This window comes from Halorubrum distributum JCM 10118, assembly GCF_000337335.1.
Taxonomy (GTDB): Archaea; Halobacteriota; Halobacteria; order Halobacteriales; family Haloferacaceae; genus Halorubrum; species Halorubrum distributum.
This window is the reverse complement of sequence record NZ_AOJN01000004.1, coordinates 14,546-37,890: the sequence shown is the minus strand read 5'-3', so window position 1 is coordinate 37,890 and position 23,345 is coordinate 14,546. Positions and strand designations below refer to the sequence as shown.

The following is a 23,345-nucleotide window of genomic DNA, read 5'->3' as shown; positions in this document are numbered from 1 at the left end:
CTATTAGCCTCAGTTTCCCGAGGGTATTGTGTTCCGAAGGGTAGTTTGGCCACGTGTTACTGAGCTATTCGCCACGAGTCTGAACTCGTACGACTAGCATGGCTAAATCGGATCCCAATAGCAATGGCCTCCGGCAGGATCAACCGGAATGTATGTCCTTCGAGCCTGATTCCCGGCTCGAAGGGGGTGTTGGCGGGTGTCAATCTCGTTGAAGACGAGAGTTGACACACCATTGCATTGGTCTGTGTGGTGTCCGGCGCATCCAACGGCTTGGATGGCACCGAACGACCACGGCTCACATCAGATTTCCGCTTACGCCGGAGCGCAGGGGGCAAAATCCTCATATTCGTGAGTCGGATAAACCGACTCTGCGAAACCGGGACGGATTGAACGTCCCGAGTCCGCGGTGCGTTCTTTGCTTTTCAACTGAACGGGCATACTTGTATAAGCCCGTCGGAACGCTTTGACCGGCCGCGGTGCGGCCGACCGTTGTCCCCCGTGTCGGAGGACCTTCGCATTCAACACGAACGGGAGTTTATATTTAACCCCATCGAAGCATCGACGTTACGTCATGCGATTTCATAGAGAGCGTTTCCCATAGCCACCGAGAGCAGCCCAATTGCGTCAAGAGAACCCCCGAAAGTAATTCACGCTCTTATGTAGAAACGCGGAAAGCCCGTATAATTACACTAAGTCGCCGGTAATCGGGAGATATGTCCTCTACTGAGTCAGCGTTCGGTCGTCTGTTTCAGCAACTGATCGAGTTAGATGTCATCAAGATTGATACGGAGCCGCTCGATGCCCGCATCGAGCGGCGACTCAAGGAGTTCTGGGAGAGCTCACCCTGTCCACGCTGCGGGAATCAGCGTATCGTTACGTGGGAGAATACCGACCGTATTTGGTGTCGAGACTGTGATTTCAAGCCGGCCTACACCTACGGCACGCCGTTCCACGAGAAGCATCTCACCTGCGGCGAGATACTTCTCGCGTTCACGCTCTACGCCGATACGTTGCTCAGTATCAACCAGATTGCGCCGCTTCTTGATCGAGCCTACAAAACGGTTCACACAGTGACTCGAGAGGTGGAAGCCGCGGTTCAGCGCGGCTTCCCCGCGGTTTGGAAGCACCTTGACCAGTTCATCGACGGACCGACGCAAGTCGACGAATCTGGCAGAGTCTGTTCAGGTTACAAAGGGCAAGAGCCGCCGCGGAACAGCCGTTCTCGCGGCGGCTCGTCACGGTCTGGCCGGTCACGCTGGCGGGGGCGTCACGGTGATCAGCTGACGCTCGTCGCGGCGTGCCGCGACTCACTGCGCGTGATTCGTGGACACCGTGGAATCGACTATCAAGGCGATCTTGAGCCAGTGATTCAGGAGGCTGAAGACCTCTCCCAGCCGCTGGGAGAGGTCTGGACTGATGGACTCCAAGCGTACCGAGAGATGGAGCGTGACCACCGAACAGTCATCCACAAAGAGAGGTACGTATCGCCCGACGGCGTCCACATCAACCAAGCTGAGTGCCTGTTTTCGATCGTCCAGCCGTGGCTGCGGAAGTTCCGCGGCCTGTCCAAGCAGGGCTTGGAACAGGCCGCTCACACCTTCGGTATCGTTCGATCACTCACTCTCGCTGAAGGATCTGTCGAGACAGCGGTTGAGTGTCTCGTTATCGGGTCTTTCCGAAGTTCTACATAAGAGCGAGCATTTTCGTCTGTGTGTAGGACCAACCCTCCACCGTTTCCGAAGCTTTTGTTGAACAGAGATCTCGGGGACCCTCACACCACCATTTCCGGAGCTATCCACGAAAGAGAAAGTACCGTGTCGAAAGATCCAGCAAAAACAACCGGGAAATGCGCCCTACGAGTGAATCTTATACTTAGCAGAGAATAATATTATTTATTTTATCCTTTGTCTTTACTCTATTGCGGTTACTGTTTCAGTTTTATTGACTTAGTCTTTTCTTTTTTTAGTTGACACTTCTTAGGAGGGAATACATGTATCTCGATAGCTTCGGAAACAGTGGAGTGACTGTGTTATATAAATAAACGTAGCTCCGGAAACGGTGGTGTGTGTGATATTTATATACCTTGTAGCTACGGACGCTTCGGAAGCTAAGGAAGCGGTGGTTTTATTATTTTACTCTCTGAGACTTTCTGACATGGGAATGTTCCAGCGGGATCGTCAGGTGTTCGCTGACGCCGAACCCCTTGACGATTCCTACGAGCCCGAAGACATCCGCAAACGGGACGAGGAACTCGAAAAATACCAGCGTGCTCTCCAGCCGATCATCGATAACCGGCCAACGTCGAATATCTTCCTGTACGGGAAGACGGGAACGGGAAAGACCGTCGCGACGAAGTTTATGTTATCGCATCTAGAGGCTGACAGTGCCGAGTACGACGACGTTCAGCTCTCGACAGTCTGGGTCAGCTGTGAGAACCTCTCCTCGTCCTATCAAGTTGCTGTCGCGCTTGTCAACCAACTCCGTGATAGCCAGGATAAAGACCGCATTAGTGCTACTGGCTACTCCCAGCAACGAGTTTTCGATATTCTCTACGAAGAACTTGATGCGCTTGGTGGTACCGTCGTGATCGTTCTTGACGAAATCGACAATATCGGCCACTCCGACGACATCCTCTACGGACTCCCTCGCGCACGATCGAACGGCTATGTCGACGACGTCCGCCCAGTGATCGTCGGCATCAGTAACGACTTCCAGTTCCGGGACAGCCTTTCGCCGAAAGTCAAGGACACACTCGCTGAAAAAGAGATTCTTTTTCCTCCGTACGATGCGGATCAGCTCCGCTCGATTCTCAGTCCACGCGCCGAGAAAGCGTTCCACGACGATGTGTTGTCAGATGATGTTGTCCCGCTCTGTGCGGCATTTGCTGCTCAGGATACTGGATCGGCTCGACAAGCAATTCGACTGCTTCGTGAGGCTGGTGAACTTGCGCAAGCCGCTGATTCCGACGCGGTAACTGAGGAGCACGTTCGGAACGCCCAAGACGAGCTCGAAAAGAACCAACTCTACGAGGGGATGCAAGAACTCACGACCCAAGGACACGCTGTCCTCTGTGCGCTCGCATACCACCAGGCGCTTGATGATGTCCCTGTTCGATCTCGTGATCTCTACGAACGATACGTGAAGATCTGCGACCGTCTCGACACCGACAGTGTGAGCGAACGTCGTGTCCGGGATCACCTTTCAGATATGAATATGCTCGGGCTGATCAATCTCTATGAGCGGAATGAGGGTCTCTCGGCTGGTCGGTATCACGAATACGAGCTTGATGTCCCATTGAAATCAGTGCTCGAGGTTCTTCTCGAAACAACTCGCTTCGAAGAGCTCGCGAACATCATCCAATCGACAGCCGATGATAACAATCTGCTCCAGTCGGATATCTCCGACTACTGAGCTCCTCCTCTGTGATCTTCAATACGAAATCGCACCCTATCTTGCTTCCAAAAGCTTCGGAAACGGTGGAGGGTCTGTAGTTTCTTAAGACTCCGAAAATGACGGAAGCAGAGTGAATACGGGGGCTTTGGTCCTACGCCACGATCGTTCTGAATTGTTAGTCAAGGCCATCGGGCCTACTGCTGAAAGCTCCGGAAACGGTGGAGGGTCTTTCACAAGAACTCTCAAAACAATTAGGATAGACGGGATGTCCTGATCTATTCTTCCTCTCCCGGTGGTTGGACAATATCTCCGAGGGATCGGACCAATTGGATCCCGTTCTCATAGCCAGTCGTCACCCGATACCCTTCTTCATCTGCTCGACGGCACCTACGCTGGGATGCGCGAGCAGTTGGAGGGCGGATCGAACCCCTTCGGTGGTTGGGATATCGTTTGAGTCCTCCATGCCCACGACGATCCACCGGATGTCCTCCGCCGTTTCCACGGCTCCGTCGGCACGCTCGAGAGCTCGGATGACCGCAAGCAGGGTTTCTCCAGCATCGATCCGGTCCTGGATGTACTCATCGAGGAGGTCGAGTCTGTCGTCCTGGAAGGCTCCCGAGCGTGTCAAGAGCGCCAGTATCTCCTCGGGTGGGACGGCATATTCGTCCCGGCGATCGAGGAGCTCGACGAGGTCGTCGACGGCGATGGTTGTCAACTCGGTCGTCTCGGCATTGTCGATCACCTTCGGAGCGAAGCCTGGAGCAACCACGATGGCGTGATCGGCTCCACGCTGGCGTCGATGTTTGTCCACGTTGGTGACTTCCAGCGAGTTGACTCGACCGTTTCCTCGGGCCTTCACTTCGACAACGACGTGTTCAGGGGACCGGATCTCCACGTCAGTGTCACCTCCTCCTTCGATCCAGTCGGCGGCACAGCCTAGCCGAGAGAAGGCCTTCGCAACGAGTTTTCGAACTCCTCGTGGGCGTTCCCGTCCGTGCTGGCCGTCCGGAGTTGGTCGGCGAGGTCGGGAGCTGGTTCGTCGTCTTCGTCCTCGACCGGGTGAACACGCTCGCCGGCATCGGTCAGGTCGGCAATGGCGGTCTCGACTGATTCCTCTCCAGAGAGTTGGCTGAGGCGCTTGTCTGCGACTCGGGTAAATCCCTGCGGGCGGTAGGTCTCGTCATAGCCAACGAGCTCGTTGAAATCCTTAATGTCGACGTCGACTTCCTCAACATCGGTGAGGAAGGTCATGTACTCCCAGGGGCTTTCCTCGTTCCAGCGACCGTGTTCAACGTTCTCTCTCCAGAGATACTCCGCAAGGTCGGGGTCATGTCGGAGTTGTAGGACTTGTCCCCTCGCGACGAACGCGCCATCGTGGTAGACGAGCGCGATGTCGTTTCGCTCGACGTTCCGCCACGTCCCGTCTACTGAAGTACCCCAGACATGGACGAGATCGTTGTCAGATGTCGTCCGAAACAGTTCGAGGTCGTCGTCATTGAGGTAGGACTCAATATCCTCAATTGGGTGCCCATCTTGGATGAACTGTTTGTGCTCTGTTTAACCAACCACATCCTCTGAAGACCCCCTTTGTAGGTTACATAGCCAAGGTCAGGTCTTCTGGCTATCAAGCCCATTAATCTCGATCACTTGTTCGGCTTCGTCCCGGTTCGCAGTTTCTCGCGGTACTCAGCCCACGCCTCGTACATTTCGATCTGCTCGTTTTTCGACATTGTCTCATCGGTGTCCGGGTCGAAGAACGGAAGTTCTTCTTTCTCCGGCATCGCCATCACTTGGCTGAGCGGATAGAGCTCAGAGTAGTAGTTTTCTAGGACCCATTCCTCACCGTGCTCTTCGACAGATTCGGCAATGAATGGAGTCGCTTCCGGGTACTCGTCGGTAAGAGTATCGGGCATTTGTGGACTGTAGTGGGAAGGGTAGCCGGCCTACGCGTCGGTGAACTCAGCAAGCGAGTAGTTGGGGCTGCTGTGGTTCCACTTTCCGATCTGAATAAGATCGAAAGTCTCGATGTCGTCTTCAACAGCGGCGTCAAGTGTGGCAGTAATGTCGGCAGGGAGACTGTCGACACGGATCACCGTCACTGGATGACCTCCAAGCTTGTAGCCGGTTGCGAGACTCGTGGGAGAGACGACGATTACCGTATCACCATCGACAGCGTCGAGGGCGAGTTGGGCATCCCGATGCTGGAGGACGGTCGCATCCAGCTCATCGACAGGGAAGAGACAGGCCGCTGTCCCGTACTCAATACTTTCCCCCGCCGAATAGAAATGCCCTTTGGACATAATCATATTCTACTATATGCTCTAAGAACATTAATATTGCGGCACCAAGCATTACCGAGCCCCGCGATTCGTGCGGCCCGTAAGTTGAATACCCAACCCGGTTCATCGCCGTGTGTGGCTCGACATCTATACGAGAGCACCGCGGCAGAACTCGCAACTGGCTCTGTTGAACACGTTTCGTACGATACCACACCGGGTGCTGTTGCCGAGTGGCTCGTGACGAACGGCTACGATGCGGCGCCAGTTGACCGGGACGGCGACCCAGTTGGATTCATCCACGAAGATGACGTCGACACCGACGATACTGGTGACACGCTTGAGGCGGCCCTCACGCCGCTTACCATTGACTACATGATTAGCGGTGACACGTCGTTCGCGGAGAGTCTCGCGGCGTTAATCGAGGAGCCGGTCTATTTCCTTGGGGGCCACAACCGGATCACCGGAATTCTGACGCGTGCAGATCTAAACACACCCCCTGCGCGGATGTATCTCTTCGATAGGATCACATACCTGGAAGAACATTTGCGAGAGGTCATCTCGGCGGAGGTCCCCGATTGGAAGCAGACTCCTGTGAGTACCGACGAAATCGATGGTATCGAAGCCCGGTATGCGGATGCCAAAGCGGCCAACGTGGAATTATCAGAGATCCACTACGCCCAATTTTCGACACTCAGTACAATCGTGTCGAGCGTCGACGCCTGTTGGCAAGAGTGCGGGTTTTCAACGACAGGTGAGGCGCAGTCGCGGCTTCACGATATTACGGAACTCCGGAACGATGTCGCCCACGCTAATCTCCTCGTTGAGAACACGGATAGTGATGAGTTTCTGAGTAGTGGCCGCACGACTGAGAACTTGTATACGCTCCTTGCGGATATCAAGCAGATCCTGACCAGCCTACAGGACGGTGGGTACGCTCCGCCGACCGCCGCTGAGTAGTGCTTGAATCAGCCACATGGCTCTGTTGAAATATATTTTTCAAATTCCAAACCGGGGGAGACAGCCGTTCGCTGAGTATTGCGTATTGACCGTTTCCGGTATCTGGAAACTACGTTCTAACCGATACGAATTTGAAGATTCGCTAAACAGTATCGTTTATGGAGTTCGGAAAGTTGGTCTCCACTCACCTCCCAAATGCCGTAATTGCTGCGACCATATTTACGCTCTACAACACCTATACTGGTGATATTGCTGACCCAGTCACGATTGGTGTCGAATATCTCACCTACGTTGCTGTAATGTTCATCGGATTCGTAGTTATTACACCAATTTTGAACAAGGCATTCGGCCGCGTTACAACGTGAACGTCCCTCCGTCAACGCCTGCGCCGTCCTCGCGGTAGCGAGACACTTTTTCGACGGCTTCGGTCCGACGCTCACTCGGCAGCGACCAGTCGGCGGAGTCGCTCTACGCGGGTCGCAGTCGCGGGGTGCGTTGCGCCGAGCCGACCGGCCACCGAGTCGCCCTCGATCGGGAGCACGTTCACCGCGCCCGTCGCTGCGATGTGATCGCGGAGGTCGGCTGTTGGTCGCGTCCTCCCGTTTGTGTCGTCGAGTCGTTCGAGCGCGGTCGCGAGTGCGGCCGGATCCCCTGTCGCCGCGGCCGCTGCGCGGTCGGCGACTAGTTCTCGCCCGCGCGAGAACACGCCGAATCCGATGGCGGCGGTTGCCGCGAAGGCTCGACCGACCGGATCGAAACCGGGTGAGTCCGGACCCTCGTATAGCTCTGTGGCCGCGTAGACGGGCACGAGCAACCCCACCGCGAGATCGAGGTCACCGTTGGCGAGGTGAGCGAGTTCGTGTGCGAGCACCGCGTCGCGCTCCGCGGGTGACAGCGCGGCGAGGAGGCCCTCGCTCACGACGACCGTTGGATTGCCACCGCCAATTGAGATCAGCGGGTCCTCCGGTCGGTAGGTGGTGTACGCGAGCGGGGTCGCTGTTGACCGGATGCGGACACGTGGTTCTGGCACGTCGAAGCGGGCAGCGAGGCGACGACAGGCCGCGGAGACCGCGTTTTCGCCGTTCTCCGACTCGGCGGGTCGGGAGTCTGTGAGCAGCGCCCGCCGCTCTCGGCGCACGCCACGAACGAGAGTCCACGCGACACCGGGACCGGCGATTACCAGTCCGATCGCGGCGCCGAAGAGGAGGGTGCGGTTGAGTTCCGTTGTGGTGGCCGCTCCGCTATTGCCCAGCACTTCGAGGATAAGTACGGTTGGGAGAGCAGCCAGCGTGAAGACGGCGGCGAGGAGGACCACCGACAATAACCCTACTGAGAGGAGGGCGCGAACGGCGAGTGGGACAGAGTGACGGAGTCGCATCTACGGATATTACTTAGTCTCAATTTAAAACTGATCTCACTCCTGCTATCGGCCGGCGATTGGTCTGACAGATATCTAGCGGCCAGTTCACAAGCCTAATTTGTCGCCTTTAACCAACAACCCGCGGATGACAAGACCTATTGTTGGTTAAAATGACTACTCTACTTCATCACTTTCGGCCCGTCCGTGCCGTCTATCTATCTCATCAAGCATATCGAGTGTCTTTCGGATTGATGCCCGAACCGCATCGCTTCGATTGACGAATTTTCCCTCGTCACCGACGTGTTCATCGAGGTCATCAAGCAGTTCTTGGGGGATCTCGACGCTGACCTTCGGCATACCCTCGTATTCGCAGAGGAATATCTTCATAGTGTCGGCCAGGACATCGGATGCGCCTAACTGATCGTTACACCACGTAATCCAGCTTTCAGTAGCTGAGACATATTTGATATGATAACTATTGAGCACCCTGACAAACTTACGTTTTCAAGATTCGTTTGACTTGACTTTCTGGGGCACCCCAACTGAAGTACAGAACACATATTTTTAATCGCCAGTGGGTATGATACTCTGATATACACAATGCCTGAAAGTGAAACTGAGGACCTTGATTACTATCCTTCAGGATGGAGTGAGGAGATTCACGACGAGTACTATATCGAGTGGAGTTCCGATGATGATGAATCAATTCTCGTCCGTCTTGACGGCACAATGGGCGATGGAAACTATTCTGTCACCCCGATTACTGGCGTGAATACGGATGGTGAGGAATTCGTAACACGGCCGATATCTCGGCTATCGCGAGAAGAAGCGTTCGACGTCGCAGCGACGCTTATCTACGGCATGAATGGAGTTGCGGGACGGCTCAACGGCGAAGATGAGTTTACAGGTGACATCACCGACGAAGCTTAGCCCCAGCAGGCCGAGCTAGTTTTTCCTAAGTCGTTTGAATAGAAGCGTTACGAGAACTCCGGTCGCTCAGCGTACGCAATTGGATCGCGTGACCCAGCATTTCGGAACGCCTCAAGCCGGAACGCACACGCATCACACGTCCCGCACGCCGGTTCCTCGTCTCGGTAACACGACCACGTCATCTCGTATGGCACCCCAAGCTCCAAGCCACGTTCCGCAATCTCTGTTTTCGACCACTCGACGAACGGAGCTTTCAACTCGATTTCCGTCTCCGGTTTCGTCCCGACATCAATGATGTTCTGAAACGCATCGAAAAACGCCGGACGACAGTCAGGGTACCCAGAGAAATCTTCCGAGTGCGCCCCGATGAACAGAGCCTCTGAATCAGTCGCCTCTGCGTACGACGTCGCCATCGACAACAAATTCGCGTTTCGGAAGGGAACATACGACGTCGGAATCTCGTCACTCTCCATGTCGGCGTCAGCCACGTCCATCTCTTCGTCCGTCAGACTCGACGTTCCGATCTGCGAGAGATGTCCCGTCTCGATATGGAGAAAGTCAGCCGCGTCAACCTCCTCAGCGAGGGCCTGTGCGCACTCGTACTCCTTGTCCTCCGTGCGCTGCCCGTACGACGTATGGAGGAAATACGGCTCGTACCCCTGCTCCATTGCTTCGTACACAGCCGTCGCACTATCCATCCCGCCAGACACCAGAATCACCGCGCTTTTGTTGCTCATGATTGCTCAGCTGCGTCGAATCGATCGTCGTTCTGTACACCACACCACACTCGCGGCACCGCGCTCTTCCGACCGGCATCCGAGAGTGACGTGCTCATGTTCCCGGTGCGTCGTTCCATAGGTCCACGTGGAGGCGCGGCGTGTACCGGTAGCCGTACTCCATCGCCAGTTCAGCGACCTCGCTCCGCGTCCCGTCGAGTTGCTCGCGCGTCATGCCCTCCGGCATCAACAACACGTCATCATCGGCGACGGTCGTCGCCGTCGCTTCTCGCACTCGATCAACCAGGTCCGTGATCTCCGGAAGGTCCGACTCGTCGGTCACGACGAACTTGAGTTGGGTCTCGTAGTTGTCGACTATCTGGGACAACGCATCCATGTCGATCCGGTTCTGTTCGTGTTTCTCCTCCCACTCGCCCTCTCCTTTCGGGTCACGCTCCGGTGTCGGCGTGCTGCTCGCCAACTTTGGGCTGATACTTGCCAGATCGATCGGCGCGTCCCGATGGATCGTCCCGTTCGTCTCCACAGTCGTGTGATACCCCCCTGCGTCAAGCCGTTCTAAGAGCTCGACTGACTCCTCGTGGATGAGTGGTTCCCCACCTGTGAGCACGACGTGGCCAGCCTGTTCGTGGGACTGTATTTCCTCCACGATAGAGTCGACATCGCGCCACGCCCCGGTCGGCTCCCACGAGGTATGGTACGAATCACAGAACCAACACCGCAGGTTACACCCAGAGGTCCGTACGAAGACGGAGGGGACGCCTGCGAGCGTTCCCTCGCCCTGTAACGAGTAGAACACCTCGTTGATCGGGAGGCCCTCACCAGTCGTGTCAGCGTCTGTTGCGGGCTCCTCGATATCGCTAGCGACCGGCATCAGTAACTCGCACAGAGCTCACCGGTTTCGCTCACCGACACCGACACGTCCGAGACGGTGTCCGGGAACGCATCGAGCATGCGTTGTTCGAGGAGGACGCTCATCACCTCCGCCGTCGGCGGGTGCTCCAAGACGACGAGCGCGTCGCCGTCGCCGGACGCTTCGAACGCGTCGACGAGCGGATCGCTCTCTTCGACGAGGAACCGGTGGTCCCACGCGTCGATGACGTCCGTGACGTCGCCTTTGTCGACGACCCACCCCTCCTCGGTGAGTTCCCCGGTCACTTCGACCGTGATCTCATAGTTGTGGCCGTGTGGCCGCGAGCACTTCCCGTCGTGGTGGAGGATGCGGTGGCCCGAACTGATTCGGATGGGATTATCGGTTCCGATTCGGAGTGTTCGTTGGCCTGCTTCCTGAAGCACATCTGCTTCGGATTCGTCTCTTGATATACTCCGAGACATACTCGAAGAATATTCGGGGAATATATAAATATTGAGTTTCGTTACTCTATCGATGGAACAGCAGCACCACTCACGATCATCCCACCGCCACCAGACCTCTCATCGCCTACGTGTGGCCACCCAGCCCGAACCGCAACCACGCCCCACACCCAGTCGTACGTTCACAGACGGTGGTGACCGCTGATGAAGACCGAGGATACTCGCGCGATCTTCACCGCCGTGTTCGCCGGTTCAATCGTCCTCGCAAACGTCCTCGCAGCGAAACTCACGTGGATTGAGCTTCCCGGGCTCGGCGGCGTCGCGGTCCCCGCCGGTTTCGTTGCGTTCGGCGTGGCGTACCTTGCTTCAGACTTACTCGTTGAGTACCACGGGAAAGAGTACGCGGCGACCGTGGTCAACGGAACCGTTGTCACGCTCGTCATCGCGTATGCGCTCGTTTTCCTCGCCATTTGGATGCCTTCTGCCCCGTTCTACGGCGGCCAGGAAGCGTTCGTCTCGACGCTTGGTGGTTCCGCTTCGATTATCCTCGCCTCCGTCGTCGCGCTCGCCGCCGCCCAACATCTCGACGTCCGACTCTTCGCCAATCTGAAGAGTCGCACCGGCGGTCGGCATCGCTGGATCCGGAACTGTGGGTCTACCGCAATTAGTCAAGGTGTGGACACCGTTGTGTTCATCACGCTCGGGTTCGCCATCTTTCCGGCACTCGGCCTTGGTGGGGACCCGACCTGGGGTTGGGCGCTTGTGTCGATCGTCGCTGGGCAGTACATCGTCAAGTTGCTTGTCGCGCTGATTGATACGCTCCCGTTCTACGCCGTTACGGAGTTCGTGGAACGGCCGACCTGAGATACGATATATACTGAATGAAGACCAATCTCTGATGCTGAATGGAAGCATAATATCGAGCTCGGCCTTCGAGACGCGCGTTCGACGTGGTATAATAGACAAATGAACTCAAAACTACAGGCTGCTCAATAGCAGATTGGTATTATCGAGATCAATTCATTTCTACTTTCGCAGACGGAATCCGATCTTCAGATATTCTAGTCGGGAAAAGATATAAGTCACAGCTGAGCTTATCGCAGCTCGTTACATGTTATACAGGCGACGAACACTATCAACACCACACGGAAAATTAGAGACACCAGTTCTCTTTCCAGTCCGCAACATCGGGAAGCGATCAAGCGATAATACCCCAGAGTACACGGATGAGATCCCTGACCTCTCGACTGCGATGGTTAACGCTCGGTCGATACGTCAGCGGGAACCACAGTGGGATAGAATACAGGACGGTCAGACCCTGCGGAGTGAGATGGGGGTACCCAAATCAACCATTATTTTTGCCGATAGTGGTGGATTTGATTTCCGCTCTGAAGAACTAGACACCACCCCAGAGAAATCGCTCGAAACACAGCAGGCAATCGAAGCAGATATCCTCGGAACAGTCGACGTTCCACTCTCGCGCGAGAATAGAGAACGAGAGAACGACCGGCGGGCAGAAGAGAATATACAGCGGGCACTTGCCGCAAGTGATTCGCATGACGGCGACGGCTTACTTTTTGCTAGTGTCCACGGCTACGATCCTGAGACAATACGGAACGGGATTCGATATCTTGAGAAGAACGGTGAATTCGACGGATACGCGCTCGGAAGTCTCGTTCCTATCAGGACCGACTATGAGAAAGTCACTAAACTGATATTAGCTGCGAGGCGAGCAACTGACAAGCACCTCCATGCGTACGGATTGGGCGGCCTCGTGTACCAACCATTACTGCTCTACTGCGGAGTGGACAGTTTCGATTCGAGTGCGTTTATCCGGAGTGCTGGTAACCGGAACTACTTGATCCCCGGTTTCGGAGGGGAGGAACTCCGACATATCGAGGATCTTGAATACCTTCCTTGTGCTTGTCCGGTCTGTAAAGATCGGACGCTTGACGACGTCCGCGAGGACCGTGATGCCCTCGTGAAGCACAACTTGTGGGCACTCACACTCGAACTTCGTCGCTTCCGGTACATGGTGGAAGCAGGCGAGGACGTTGAATCATACCTCGATCTTCGCTTCCGTGGCAACGAAGTAACCGCCCGAGCCTACAAACTAGCGAAGCAGCAAGTCAGGAGGCTCACATGAGTGACGAGCGCCCCACCGTTCGACCGGTTAACCTCGGTCGACTGGTCGAACTAACTCACTTGTGTCGGAACGGCGCGCAGTCGACGGATGACATCGTTGATACACTCGACGTGAGCAAACGGCGTGCACGAGAAACAATCCTCGAATCGACGCGTATCAGTCTCACTGAAGAAATATCTGACAAGGAAACCTACGCGACAACGTCCGTCGGTGAGCGCTTTATCGAGGCCGTCGAAGCGAGCGGCTGGGAGAAAGTCAGTTCGATTCTACAGACCCACAGTCCACATTACGGCGCGTTTCTCAGCCTGTTCGAAGACGGCAACACCATCGAACCGAATGCGGCGCTGGAACTACTTGAGGACCAATCCGAGTTTACCTCCTACGAGTATAACGAGACATCGTTAGATGTCATCGGGGCTTGGGCGCAACGTCTCGGGGCGATCCAGAGAAACGCGTTCGATGGTACGTTTTATCCTGTTGAAGAAAGCGATGTGCCACCCAACTTTCCGTACGTGTTGCTGTCCGTTGCTGACTGCCTAGAAGAAAGTGCCGGCGTAAACCTGAAGAAACGGTATCTCTCAATCCCAGAACTTCGTGAGCATACATGTGAGCGTCTCAGTTGTGACCGTTCTACGTTTGATGACGCCCTGCGGACGCTCGCACAACAAAATATCGGCCGGATAGAACTCTCCGGAGCACCGATCGACACTGGTGCGAAGGAGGCGCGATACGGACTCAAAACGATCGAACTGGCCGATAGCGACGGCGACCTCGTCACTACCGATCAGTCTTCAGAGCAGGTGATGCGTGGTGTCGAACAGCTCGGTAAGCAATACTACTACCTCGCGGTGTACGACCGTGACCTCCAATTCAACAACAATGGCGACTGACAATTTCGAGATTACAGACGAACAGCGCGACTACTCATCCCTCGGTCTCGACGAAAACCCGTTCCCCTACAGCCCAGTACCCTCGGACAATCCCGAGGTTTACTGTGGACAGGATCACGTGGCGGACGCGGTGAGTGATACCGTGTCATCGGTGCTCAGTACCGGAAAATCGAAACACCTCGTTATAACCGGAAAGTACGGAAACGGGAAATCACACACCCTCAAATACGCACGCTCGCTCGTCCGTGACCGCGAAGACGTTCTCGTTGGATACGTCGCTCAGCCTGGAGAAGGGTTCCTCGACGTCTATCACGAGTTCATGTACGACCTCGGCTTCGACCGTGTGCAGGAACTTGCGTATGAATTCCTTGCTCACGTCGCCCGGAAGCATACCGAGACGAATCCAATGGGGGCACCCTCGATGAAATCGCTGATCGATGAGGGAGACATTCTGCTCTCAGAACTCGTCCCAAAGGCTATCCAAATGCTGAGTGATGTCACGAAATTCGCTGACTTCGCTCGGGCGATTGTACACATGGTCTATGAGGACACGAACCTCTACGCGTGGCAGTGGCTCACCGCGGAGGGTATTCGGTACGAACAGCGCAAGGAGATGGAGATCCACAGCGCACTTGACGACGACACGATGGGCGTGCGTGCGTTCACCGCGCTGAAGAACATGCTCCTCGAACTCAACTACACCGGCGTGTTCGTCTTCGTAGACGAATTCGAGAGCGTAGCACGGCTCTCCCCGAAGAACGAACAAGCAACGCTCAACAGTCTCCGACACTTGATGGACCAGAACAGTTCCGGACTCAGCATGATGTTCGGATGTGCGCCAGAAGTCTGGCAGGACATTATGAGCGAGTACCACGCGTTCTCGGAGCGGATCGGCCGAGAAGTCTCCCTCCGACCGATGACCGAAGAGCACCTAAAGACTCTCGTGGACTCGTATCTCGAACTGGCTTCCGATGACCCGGTGTCAGTGGCCGATGTTTTCGAAGAAGACAGCCTCCAACTCATTTTACAGAGCTCACAAGGGAACGTACGACAAGCACTGTCGATTTGCAGCTACACGGTCGATGATGCCGCCGAACGGGGACGGTCAAACATAGACGCAGAAATCATTCAGGAAATCGTCTCATAGAATATCTTGCCTCTGTTGGAGTCATTTGACCCCAATCATTAATCTTCACCGAGATCGTCGGTGAACTAGATGATTGAACCGCTCGTGCTGGCGGCGGCGAAGGATTTCCTCGTCACCGACGGCACAGAGCACGGATACGCAATTGTTGATGCGCAGTTCCTTGTGAATCAATGGGGAGATACTGAGGTTGCCGATCAGACAATCGAACGACTCTCACCGATTAATGCACTGAACCTTTCTGCGGGGCGTCCAGATGCTCTCGTGGCTGTACCGAATCCAGATGCGTTTGAAACGAGTACGGAACAGGTCATCTCACCACTACTGTGCGCCGTCGAAGCTAAGGGTCACTCTGGTGATTCCGTTAATGTCGCTGAGGCAATTACACAGGCACACGCACATCTTGACGAGGTTAATCTCGGGTTCGCAGCAGTTCCGAAGCAGAGTGTTAAACCGATCCACCGTCGTTTAGCCGGAGAACTCGACATTGGACTCCTCTTGGTTAATGAAACTGAGAGAGTGGAAGTCGCCGAGAAACCGAGAGCGGTCGGTGCATCAACGACACCGTCTACCGAGACGATCCGATTTCATGCTCGAATCGGAGGTGATGTGCCGTCGAAGTTGAAAAAGAACCATCCGAAAAATGCAATCGGGTATGCGCTTGCAGTTGCTGCCGATGGCGACGCTGAAACGCTGTGTGAGGAATACGTTATCGGCACTACGTCGGATGCACGACTAGATGCAGAAGCACTGGGTCTAGTCGTAACTGGGAGTGGTGAACCCACACTGACTCCAAAAGGAACAGAATCAGTACGGACGCTCTCGTATTGTCATGATGGTGTACTGCCTGCGCTGGAGAAAGTTAGCGAGTATTACGGTTCTCAGAAGCGACTGATCGACGTCGAACCAGCGATGGGGATCGTAGCACGAGACGCGATTCTGCAGTATCCGCCGACGCAGGAATTACTCAACGTTTTGGACAACATCGCTGAAGAGGGTTCCGAGAGATTTCGGGTCGATCAGGTCGCAAAACGTCTTGCAAGACGTCGACCGGAGTTCGCTATCGACTTGTTTCTCAGCACGGATCCGAAGACACGGCGAGCGGCTCTACGGGATGAAAAGATACGGTTAGACGTATTCGATCGAGAAGAAAACTACCACACAAACACGCTATTCCAGTACAAGGCCGTGCTCTTCCACACTGGACTTCTCACGTCACGGGGATTGGATACTCTCGCAGATTTAGATTTCTCTGTAGAGAAGGAATCTCAGATGTGGATTCCCGAGGATAGTAGCTGAAACGAACGAACAAAACTCGTCTATCGGATGGTACAAAATGAGTTTTCAATTACGACTGTTCCCGCGATAAAAGCAACCGGCCTGTTGGGGTCAACTTGACGACTTTTGTTTTACCGTGAGTTTCCGATGTGACGAGTCCCCGGCGTTCGAGAATCTTGACGTGCCGGGTGATGGTGCTCTTCGAGACATCAACATTGTCAGTGATATCAGTAAGTGACACGGGCGCATCAAGTGCGCTGATGGCAGTGAGTGTCGACTCTGCCTGTGCCGGCGTACTCGCTGTAAGATCCGGTAAGGAACGCTCTCGGACCTCTCCGTCTATATCACTAAATTGGTGACTTGTCCGGATTTGATCTGTTCGGGAGAGCGTAGCGACGGTGAGCGGTAGGAATATATCGCGTGCGCCACCGCCAAATATGACGACAATATCACCGCTCGCGCTGTCGATGAGTGATCCACAAATCTCAATAGCTGCTTCGAAGTCCTCGTGTGGGACTTCGGTAGTTTCGATGTCAATATTTGGTTCGATTTGTTCTACCATCCGACGAACGTCGTCGATGGCTTGTGCACCACGGCTGTCGTCCGTAGTCGTAGTCGGAACGAGGAGATTAATCTGAGTGTTGCGCTCGACACCCTGGCCGAGGATGGGGCGTGTGACTCGAGTGCTATCATATCCTATAGGTGCGATATATGTTTTCACTATTCTGTCTCCAGTCTACCACGTATATAGTACTGTTGCGTGCAGATGAAACGGTTCGATCTAAATGTGTCCGCCCAGTTGACTGAGGTGCCGAGATTTGGATACTCTATCGATTCTTGATAATTGTACGTATTCAAAATCCGGGATTTTTGGGATATTTCACTGTCTACTCTTCCAATTTGCAATAATGATAACACATACAAAAACTATATTATATAGCTGATGCCACCTGCAAGCATAGTTCACTATGTACCGGCCAAGAATTCAATCGTGACTAAACCACAACGTAGCGGCATGCCCTAAGACACCAACCAATAATTTATGACACGTCACTATTCAGGAGAACGTGTGTCCAGCCATCCCCCTATTGATGAGATTCTGCGGACAACGACACCTATAGTCGTTATGCGGGATCATCAACTACAAAAAAAGGGCCGTCAGGCACGCGCTCAACTCCGCAGTCTTCCGTTCTTTGATGAACTCAATGTGGATACAGTCATTCATGCGGATGTCTACGACAACGACTTCAAACTGATCGACTACACCCACCACTCTTCACAGGAAATCACAGATGCTGTCAATAATGTTGAATTCCCACTTGTCCACATAACCACCAACCAAGGGATCAAGGAGTACGGCGAAGAGGACCTTGTTCGTGCACTGCTCAACCGTGCTACTGAAGAGAGCAAGCGTTACATTCTCGTCACCGATACGACTGCACCACGCCTCCCAACGTATATACAGAAACCCGGGCGGTCAATCGTCGACGATTACGATGTCGCTGTGAAAGACTACAAAATCCTCTCAAGTCGGTATCTTGAGGAGCACGTTGATTCTGCCCTCCCAGCCTCCAAAACACGCAACCTCCACTATCACCGCTCATCTGAATACCACAAGCAGCACGGTGCACCCGCAGACACGCTCGAGGAAATCTATGATTACACGCGTGCACCCTCGGGCAGTCCCGTCTGGGAGCCTCTTTATTACTTCATCGAGCACGATCTCGAGAATATTCTAGAAGACTATTCCGAGCGCATACGTGACGCACTCCGCTCGTGGACTGAACGCGGCGAAACCCAGAACATTGCGAACCAGATGCTCGACGCACTCCGCGTCTGTGAGTTCGACAGAGCACAGCTCAAGGAATATCAGCAGACCGATCCAGACCTCCGTTAGCCATGACTGACTATCAACATGCGATAGACAAGCCGGAACGGGCGTTAATTAATTACAATACAGTTCGGATGAGAGAACTAAAACTCATCAAGAAGTCGCTTGTTAGCGACCGCCCAATGCGGAATATTATCTCGGATTTCGTTCGGGAAAAAGAAGACAATGTCCGGGATTGTGTCGATTTCCTACACACAACCGACTTCCTCGAACGCGGGGGCGACGATCGTGTCGTCTCCCCGATGAACCGCAATATTTTCCCGGATCTCGCGTTTGAGGCACGACTTCTCTACCACCTCCGCCAGCAGCCGCATCCACAAGATCACCTGTCTTTGGTTCAAAACATCGCGCTCGAAAGCGCAGATCGATCGATCACGCTGGATGTGCTCCTCCCGCAAGTAAAGGGTAGTCTCGATCAATACGAATTTCCATGGAATAAGACGAAACTCCGCATGTGGCGAGCGCTCGGTGCACAAATCGGACTCATCTCCGAGACGGAGTCCCGCGGCATAATCCTAAGCCCGTGCCGCCGCCTCCTCTACGACCTTCTCGAACTCTACGAGCAACAAAAAAATAATGCCGACCTGTATAGCGCACTCACGTGGATCGAGGAGAATTTCTTAAACGTCTTTGAGACAACAACCGGATCACCGAGAGTACATCCCGCAGTTTCGGATGTTCTACAAAACATGGAGGCCGAAGAGATTCTCGAATTCCAAGGGTTGTCCGACGCAAAAAACGAAGTTACACTACCAGAATCCGTGCATACACAGCGTTCCCGGTCAGTCAGTGTATATGACCTCAATCCAATACCAGACTCGCCCGCCTACCAGTATCCGCTCGCGCAGTTTGAGCAGGTGAGCGCACAATGAGTTCGATGCCGAAGCTCTGGGAAGATAGCGTCGTCCGCGACTACCTGACGCCGGAGGCACATCAGAAGTCGCGCGAACAGTTCCTGAAAACGCACATCGATATCGACAAGATCCGCGCCGACTATCTCTTCCCTCACGAGGGAACCGACGAGTTCGTCACCCAAGAAGAATTTCGCGACGCAATACTCAAATCGAATGTCGACGACGATAATCGCATCTTCATTCTCCGAGGTGAAACGGGGAGCGGAAAGAGCCAACTCTGCCAGTGGCTTGAGTACCAGATAGGCGCTGAACCCGATGAAGGCGATGAGACACATATTNATATTGCCCTCCACGTCTCTCGAAGTAAGACGGGTATCGGTGATATTCTCGATATCATCTCCGGGCCGATCGGCACCGATGTCACAGTAAGTAACGTCTCCGACCTTGATCCCCAGAAGGTCGCGGATGCAATCATTACTACCTTGGAGGCGTTCGGCGCCGGGATGGAACAGTTCAGTGAGGACGAAATTGAGGCCCTTACTGCGGACCGTCCGAACGCGACTGACCTCCGGGGCATCCTCGAAGAGAATATCTCTGAATATCAGGATTCAGCGACGAGCGAGGGCGAAAAGCGGATGTCCGACCTCATTACTAAGAAGGACTACAGAGACCTCGCAATATCTGCTTTTGGATCCACTGAGGGCACTGATACGCTTTTCCCTGCTCTACAGAGCCAGGTCCACGAGATCCTCTCTCGGAACCTTGGGGTTGAGGACTTTCAGGGTAAACTCGAGGAGCTATCAGACGAATACAAGGAACGCGACCTGCGGCCTGTTCTCATCTGTGAAGACCTCACGACGTTCACCGTTCTCAAAGAGCAACTGCTCGATCACATCTTCCAGCTCGATAGCGGGCATTACGACGTCGTACTCGGGTGGACATCTGGTTGGGAGAAGGACGACCTCTCCCGTGCGCTCGGTACGAGCCAGGGAATCAGTACCTACATGGAAGATCGGGCTGAGGGTTACCTCAGCACGACGGACGATGATGGCCGGGCGTACTTCCTTGACGGCGATCTCACGATTAAACTCGCCCGGAAGTATATGTCCACTATCATCGAGGAATCGAGCACAGACGAGTCACTCCCTGATGATGTGGTCCAATCGTTCGATGGCCTCTATCCGTTCAATGATACGTTTATCAAGGAGTCTTACAACCATCTCATCCAAGACGGAAATAAACGCCGAACGCCCCGCCTCCTCCTAATGCGGGTCATTCGGGAATGCCTCAGCTCAACTGTGCCTCCGTTCGACGCGATTGAAGACAACCCATACGTCGAACCGTTTCCCTCTCCGGTCGATCTTTCGTACTCGGAGAGTCTCCAGCGACTCGGCAAGTGGTATGGAAGCGCGACGACGGATCGCCGACTTCGCGTCCATCGCCAGATCCCGGAAACGTTCAATGTCCCACTTACCGATGTTGACGTTGACGACGACTGGGCGTACTTCCAGGCGGATGTTCCTGCTCCTACGCTCGATCTCGGTGTACAAGAGGGTACATTCCACCCTGGTGAATACATCACACTACGGGCGACGCTTGACGGTCGTGGCGAAGGAGGCGTCACCATTCGTCGGGACGGCGACGAGGAGGCGACGACCGACGAGGACGGCCTCGCTTCTGTTCGGTTGCCGGACGAGGAGATCGATGTTACGTTCCAAGCCGACAAAGGTGGCGAGACAGACACAACAACAGTCAGTGTTGTTGAACCTACCGATGACACGTCGGTCGCACTCACAGTCAACCCGAAGACACCGACTGTGAGCGACGAAATCACGGTCACAGCGCGCATTAACGGCGAACCCCGAAGCGGTGTGCGTGTACTAGTTGATAACCAAGAACAAGGAGAAACACACAGCAACGGGAAGATCCACTTTAACGCGCCAGATGCTGACTCAACCACGATTGAGGCCGTCTACGATGATGCACGCGACGAGATCACCATCGATATTGAGAGCCCGGATATCCACATCCCGGTAAATACCGATCTCGACTCGTCAACAGTCAAAGAATACCTTCTCCAGTATCGGAACTGGATCAAGGTCGGTGATACGTACGATAGCTCAACAGTTCTCAGAGAGGGCGCTGCCGGGGTTCTCAACGAGTGGCATGACCCGACGCTTCTCGGGAACCTGAATGCACGAAACGACGGTGTTCACGGTATCTACTACACGCGGGGTGCGGACATACCCGTCTCCATCACCGGCTCCGACGAGCGACAGGGATTGAGTTTTGACCTCGACTTCGGTATCGAATACGACGATATCTACGAACCACTGTTCTGGTACGGTATCAGCGAGTCTGGCGAGTTCCCGCAAGAGGATAAGTACGATCTCAACTACGATATCCTCCGTGCATGGACAGATGGACAGATCGCTGACTTCCGGACAGAGATGCGTGCTGATCTAGAAGCATGCATCGACCCAATGAACATCGAGGAATTCACCGTGCTCTCACAGTTCCTCATTCTCAATGCGATGACAGGCCGACGTGAGATTGACAAAGAAATGATGTTTGAGAAACCCCCCGAGAATGGAGGCGATTTCATTCCGGGCCTTGAAGATGAGCAACCAGGTGATCTACAAGATGCAACAAAACATCTTCTCAGGTCTCGGAACGCTCCGTACAATCTCGCGCAGGGATTGTTCCTCATCAAGTCGAATATCGTCGACCATGAGCGGCTTTCCGAGGCCGTCGAGAGCGTCTCGGAGAATCTCGAGCGGTATCTACTACAGGCGATGCAGATCGACACAGCCGACCTGCACAGCGCCTACCAGATCAGTACGACTCGCTCGAAAGGCTACGGAGTCGATGACCTCTTCGAGCGCGTGAAAGACTATACAACGATACTCGATAGCGTCTCGGCCGAAGATAATGCTGCGCATATCACCGAGACTATCGAGACCGTCTCAACTTATTACGAGACGAATCACGCTCAAGAGGACCTGCACGACGCACTCACACGGCTACACGAGGTCCTCAACGAGATGGATGTGAGCAAGTATGAGTCGTGGAAAGAAGCTCGTAAAACCGTGGCAGGCGACGCAGATATCGACTTGGGGAGATTCCGACAGCGGATGCGGAAGTTCGAGGATATCTCTGATAAGCGTGGATACGAACTCATCTCGACACTTCACGATTACAACGAGAGTCGATCGGATGAATCGGCGTGGGAGATCTATGAGGCGATCGTGGCGATGATTGACGAAGCCGAGGGTGTCGCGCTCCCAGACGATGTCGGCTTCCGTGATCGGGTTAGAGACCTCTCGGAGTTTGAAACGTACGAGCAGCGGAGAAGTGATATTGAGAATACACTTGGAGGGAACTAACTATGGCAATACAGACCACGTCACTTGAGTCAAAACTCGATAGCCTCGAGCAGAAGGCGGTGGAGTATGACACCCGCACGAATACTGAAGAGAAGGTCGCTCAATCGGAAGAGGATCTAAAGGAATTGAACCGCGCCCTTCACAAACTCAAAAACTCGCTTGAGGAGTTCGAACGCCAAGCAGGGATCCTCACCGACGTCTTCGGTGAATCGCTCCCGAAGGGTGCGATTGCCCGCGACAAAGTGCGATCACTCACAAACACCCCTCAAGAGGATATTCTGGATATGATCGACGACAGTAACCGTTCGCTGTCGAGCCACATCGATGATGTCCGGACGACGCGAGAGAAAGTGAATAATGAGCTACGTCTAATTAATGATCGACTGAAAGAGATTCAGCGAACGAAACTCAGTGATGCCAGCACCGCAGAGAGTATCCAGAAGATTGTTGGTGAGGATCCGGATGCAATGGATACTATCAGCCGGTATCGCTCATTCCTCAAATCCATTCTCAATCCGAACGACTCAGTCTCTCGGCTCAAATCACGATGGCAGGGCATCGAGAAGGGGTTCGAAAATCTCGATACAGACTGGGAGGGGTTCCGTCGACGTCACGGCCTGAGAGAGCAGACGATAGAGGATCTGAAGACACTCAGTCAAGAGGGAAAGGTTGATCTCGACGACCTCTCCGACGAGAGTGTCAACGAGATGTTGGACGTTCCTGAGCTCCGATCCACGATCAAGGTGAGTCTCTAAACACCGATGGAAAATCCTGCCAGACGGGCGGAAG

At 54.3% G+C, this 23,345-nt stretch carries 22 protein-coding genes, 1 rRNA gene and 1 pseudogene; 13 read left to right on the top strand and 11 right to left on the bottom strand.

Going from position 1 to position 23,345, the window contains the following annotated elements:
- Window positions 1-150, bottom strand: a 16S ribosomal RNA gene (locus tag C466_RS00425); the annotation flags it as partial.
- 563 nt (window positions 151-713) lie between these two features.
- Here C466_RS00425 and C466_RS00420 point away from each other — a divergent pair.
- On the top strand, window positions 714-1,691 hold the full coding sequence (locus C466_RS00420; RefSeq protein WP_004595521.1) for an IS1595 family transposase: 978 nt from the start codon (window positions 714-716) through the stop codon (window positions 1,689-1,691).
- A 463-nt stretch (window positions 1,692-2,154) separates the two neighbouring features.
- Entirely contained in the window at window positions 2,155-3,411 is a 1,257-nt protein-coding gene (locus C466_RS00415) for an orc1/cdc6 family replication initiation protein (protein WP_004599490.1), read from the top strand.
- Window positions 3,412-3,745: 334 nt separating this feature from the next.
- On the opposite strand, the pseudogene C466_RS17230 reads toward C466_RS00415, so the two are convergent.
- From C466_RS17230 to C466_RS00395, 4 genes and pseudogenes are all read right to left on the bottom strand, one after another.
- A pseudogene (locus tag C466_RS17230) lies at window positions 3,746-4,315 on the bottom strand (restriction endonuclease); the annotation flags it as partial.
- A 14-nt stretch (window positions 4,316-4,329) separates the two neighbouring features.
- Entirely contained in the window at window positions 4,330-4,644 is a 315-nt protein-coding gene (locus C466_RS17225) for a hypothetical protein (RefSeq protein ID WP_004595524.1), read from the bottom strand.
- A 392-nt stretch (window positions 4,645-5,036) separates the two neighbouring features.
- Window positions 5,037-5,306 (bottom strand): hypothetical protein, encoded by a 270-nt coding sequence (locus C466_RS00400; protein WP_049908323.1) that lies wholly within the window; start codon window positions 5,304-5,306, stop codon window positions 5,037-5,039.
- A 30-nt stretch (window positions 5,307-5,336) separates the two neighbouring features.
- Complete coding sequence (locus C466_RS00395; RefSeq protein ID WP_049908327.1) at window positions 5,337-5,693, bottom strand: hypothetical protein; 357 nt, start codon at window positions 5,691-5,693, stop codon at window positions 5,337-5,339.
- A gap of 114 nt (window positions 5,694-5,807) precedes the next feature.
- Between C466_RS00395 and C466_RS00390 the strand changes: the two genes are divergently transcribed.
- Window positions 5,808-6,629 carry a CBS domain-containing protein gene (locus C466_RS00390; RefSeq protein ID WP_049908324.1) on the top strand — a complete coding sequence of 274 codons (822 nt, stop codon included), beginning with the start codon at window positions 5,808-5,810 and terminating at the stop codon, window positions 6,627-6,629.
- Between the two features lie 158 nt (window positions 6,630-6,787).
- On the top strand, window positions 6,788-6,994 hold the full coding sequence (locus C466_RS15685; RefSeq protein ID WP_080505945.1) for a hypothetical protein: 207 nt from the start codon (window positions 6,788-6,790) through the stop codon (window positions 6,992-6,994).
- 71 nt (window positions 6,995-7,065) lie between these two features.
- On the opposite strand, the gene C466_RS17220 is transcribed toward C466_RS15685, so the two are convergent.
- Window positions 7,066-8,007 (bottom strand): M48 family metallopeptidase, encoded by a 942-nt coding sequence (locus tag C466_RS17220; RefSeq protein WP_239641162.1) that lies wholly within the window; start codon window positions 8,005-8,007, stop codon window positions 7,066-7,068.
- A gap of 156 nt (window positions 8,008-8,163) precedes the next feature.
- On the bottom strand, window positions 8,164-8,346 hold the full coding sequence (locus tag C466_RS15680; protein WP_004595529.1) for a ribbon-helix-helix domain-containing protein: 183 nt from the start codon (window positions 8,344-8,346) through the stop codon (window positions 8,164-8,166).
- A 243-nt stretch (window positions 8,347-8,589) separates the two neighbouring features.
- On the opposite strand from C466_RS15680, the gene C466_RS15675 reads away from it, so the two are divergent.
- Window positions 8,590-8,919 carry a hypothetical protein gene (locus C466_RS15675; RefSeq protein WP_080505946.1) on the top strand — a complete coding sequence of 110 codons (330 nt, stop codon included), beginning with the start codon at window positions 8,590-8,592 and terminating at the stop codon, window positions 8,917-8,919.
- Between the two features lie 47 nt (window positions 8,920-8,966).
- On the opposite strand, the gene queC is transcribed toward C466_RS15675, so the two are convergent.
- The 3 genes from queC to C466_RS00370 all read right to left on the bottom strand — a co-directional run bounded on the left by queC (window position 8,967) and on the right by C466_RS00370 (window position 10,988).
- A complete protein-coding gene (queC, locus tag C466_RS00380; protein WP_004595530.1) occupies window positions 8,967-9,656 on the bottom strand; it encodes a 7-cyano-7-deazaguanine synthase QueC in 690 nt (229 codons plus the stop codon).
- Window positions 9,657-9,750: 94 nt separating this feature from the next.
- Window positions 9,751-10,527: a 7-carboxy-7-deazaguanine synthase QueE gene (locus C466_RS00375; protein WP_004595531.1), complete on the bottom strand. Its 777-nt coding sequence runs from the start codon at window positions 10,525-10,527 to the stop codon at window positions 9,751-9,753.
- Complete coding sequence (locus C466_RS00370) at window positions 10,527-10,988, bottom strand: 6-pyruvoyl trahydropterin synthase family protein (RefSeq protein ID WP_049908325.1); 462 nt, start codon at window positions 10,986-10,988, stop codon at window positions 10,527-10,529. The genes C466_RS00375 and C466_RS00370 overlap by 1 nt, the downstream gene beginning before the upstream one ends.
- A gap of 183 nt (window positions 10,989-11,171) precedes the next feature.
- On the opposite strand from C466_RS00370, the gene C466_RS00365 reads away from it, so the two are divergent.
- From C466_RS00365 to C466_RS16350, 5 genes are all read left to right on the top strand, one after another.
- The gene (locus tag C466_RS00365; protein WP_004595533.1) at window positions 11,172-11,831 is read left to right on the top strand and encodes a queuosine precursor transporter; all 660 of its coding nucleotides are present in this window, start codon (window positions 11,172-11,174) and stop codon (window positions 11,829-11,831) included.
- 247 nt (window positions 11,832-12,078) lie between these two features.
- Complete coding sequence (locus C466_RS15670) at window positions 12,079-13,113, top strand: tRNA-guanine transglycosylase (protein ID WP_080505947.1); 1,035 nt, start codon at window positions 12,079-12,081, stop codon at window positions 13,111-13,113.
- Window positions 13,110-14,003 (top strand): hypothetical protein, encoded by an 894-nt coding sequence (locus C466_RS00360; RefSeq protein WP_049908326.1) that lies wholly within the window; start codon window positions 13,110-13,112, stop codon window positions 14,001-14,003. The genes C466_RS15670 and C466_RS00360 overlap by 4 nt, the downstream gene beginning before the upstream one ends.
- Entirely contained in the window at window positions 13,993-15,150 is a 1,158-nt protein-coding gene (locus C466_RS00355) for a BREX system ATP-binding domain-containing protein (protein WP_004595536.1), read from the top strand. The genes C466_RS00360 and C466_RS00355 overlap by 11 nt, the downstream gene beginning before the upstream one ends.
- 69 nt (window positions 15,151-15,219) lie before the next feature.
- On the top strand, window positions 15,220-16,446 hold the full coding sequence (locus tag C466_RS16350) for a hypothetical protein (RefSeq protein WP_152418547.1): 1,227 nt from the start codon (window positions 15,220-15,222) through the stop codon (window positions 16,444-16,446).
- A 49-nt stretch (window positions 16,447-16,495) separates the two neighbouring features.
- Here C466_RS16350 and csa3 read toward each other — a convergent pair whose 3' ends face one another.
- Complete coding sequence (gene csa3 / locus C466_RS15665) at window positions 16,496-17,146, bottom strand: CRISPR-associated CARF protein Csa3 (protein WP_004595537.1); 651 nt, start codon at window positions 17,144-17,146, stop codon at window positions 16,496-16,498.
- A 348-nt stretch (window positions 17,147-17,494) separates the two neighbouring features.
- Between csa3 and C466_RS16345 the strand changes: the two genes are divergently transcribed.
- The 3 genes from C466_RS16345 (at window position 17,495) to C466_RS00335 (ending at window position 23,311) form a co-directional block, all read left to right on the top strand.
- Window positions 17,495-18,322: a hypothetical protein gene (locus tag C466_RS16345; RefSeq protein WP_239641161.1), complete on the top strand. Its 828-nt coding sequence runs from the start codon at window positions 17,495-17,497 to the stop codon at window positions 18,320-18,322.
- Window positions 18,323-18,324: 2 nt separating this feature from the next.
- On the top strand, window positions 18,325-19,188 hold the full coding sequence (locus tag C466_RS17100; protein ID WP_193366037.1) for a hypothetical protein: 864 nt from the start codon (window positions 18,325-18,327) through the stop codon (window positions 19,186-19,188).
- Between the two features lie 3,370 nt (window positions 19,189-22,558).
- Window positions 22,559-23,311, top strand: coding sequence for a hypothetical protein (locus C466_RS00335; RefSeq protein WP_004595541.1), 753 nt, complete (start codon window positions 22,559-22,561; stop codon window positions 23,309-23,311).
- Window positions 23,312-23,345: the final 34 nt, after the last annotated feature.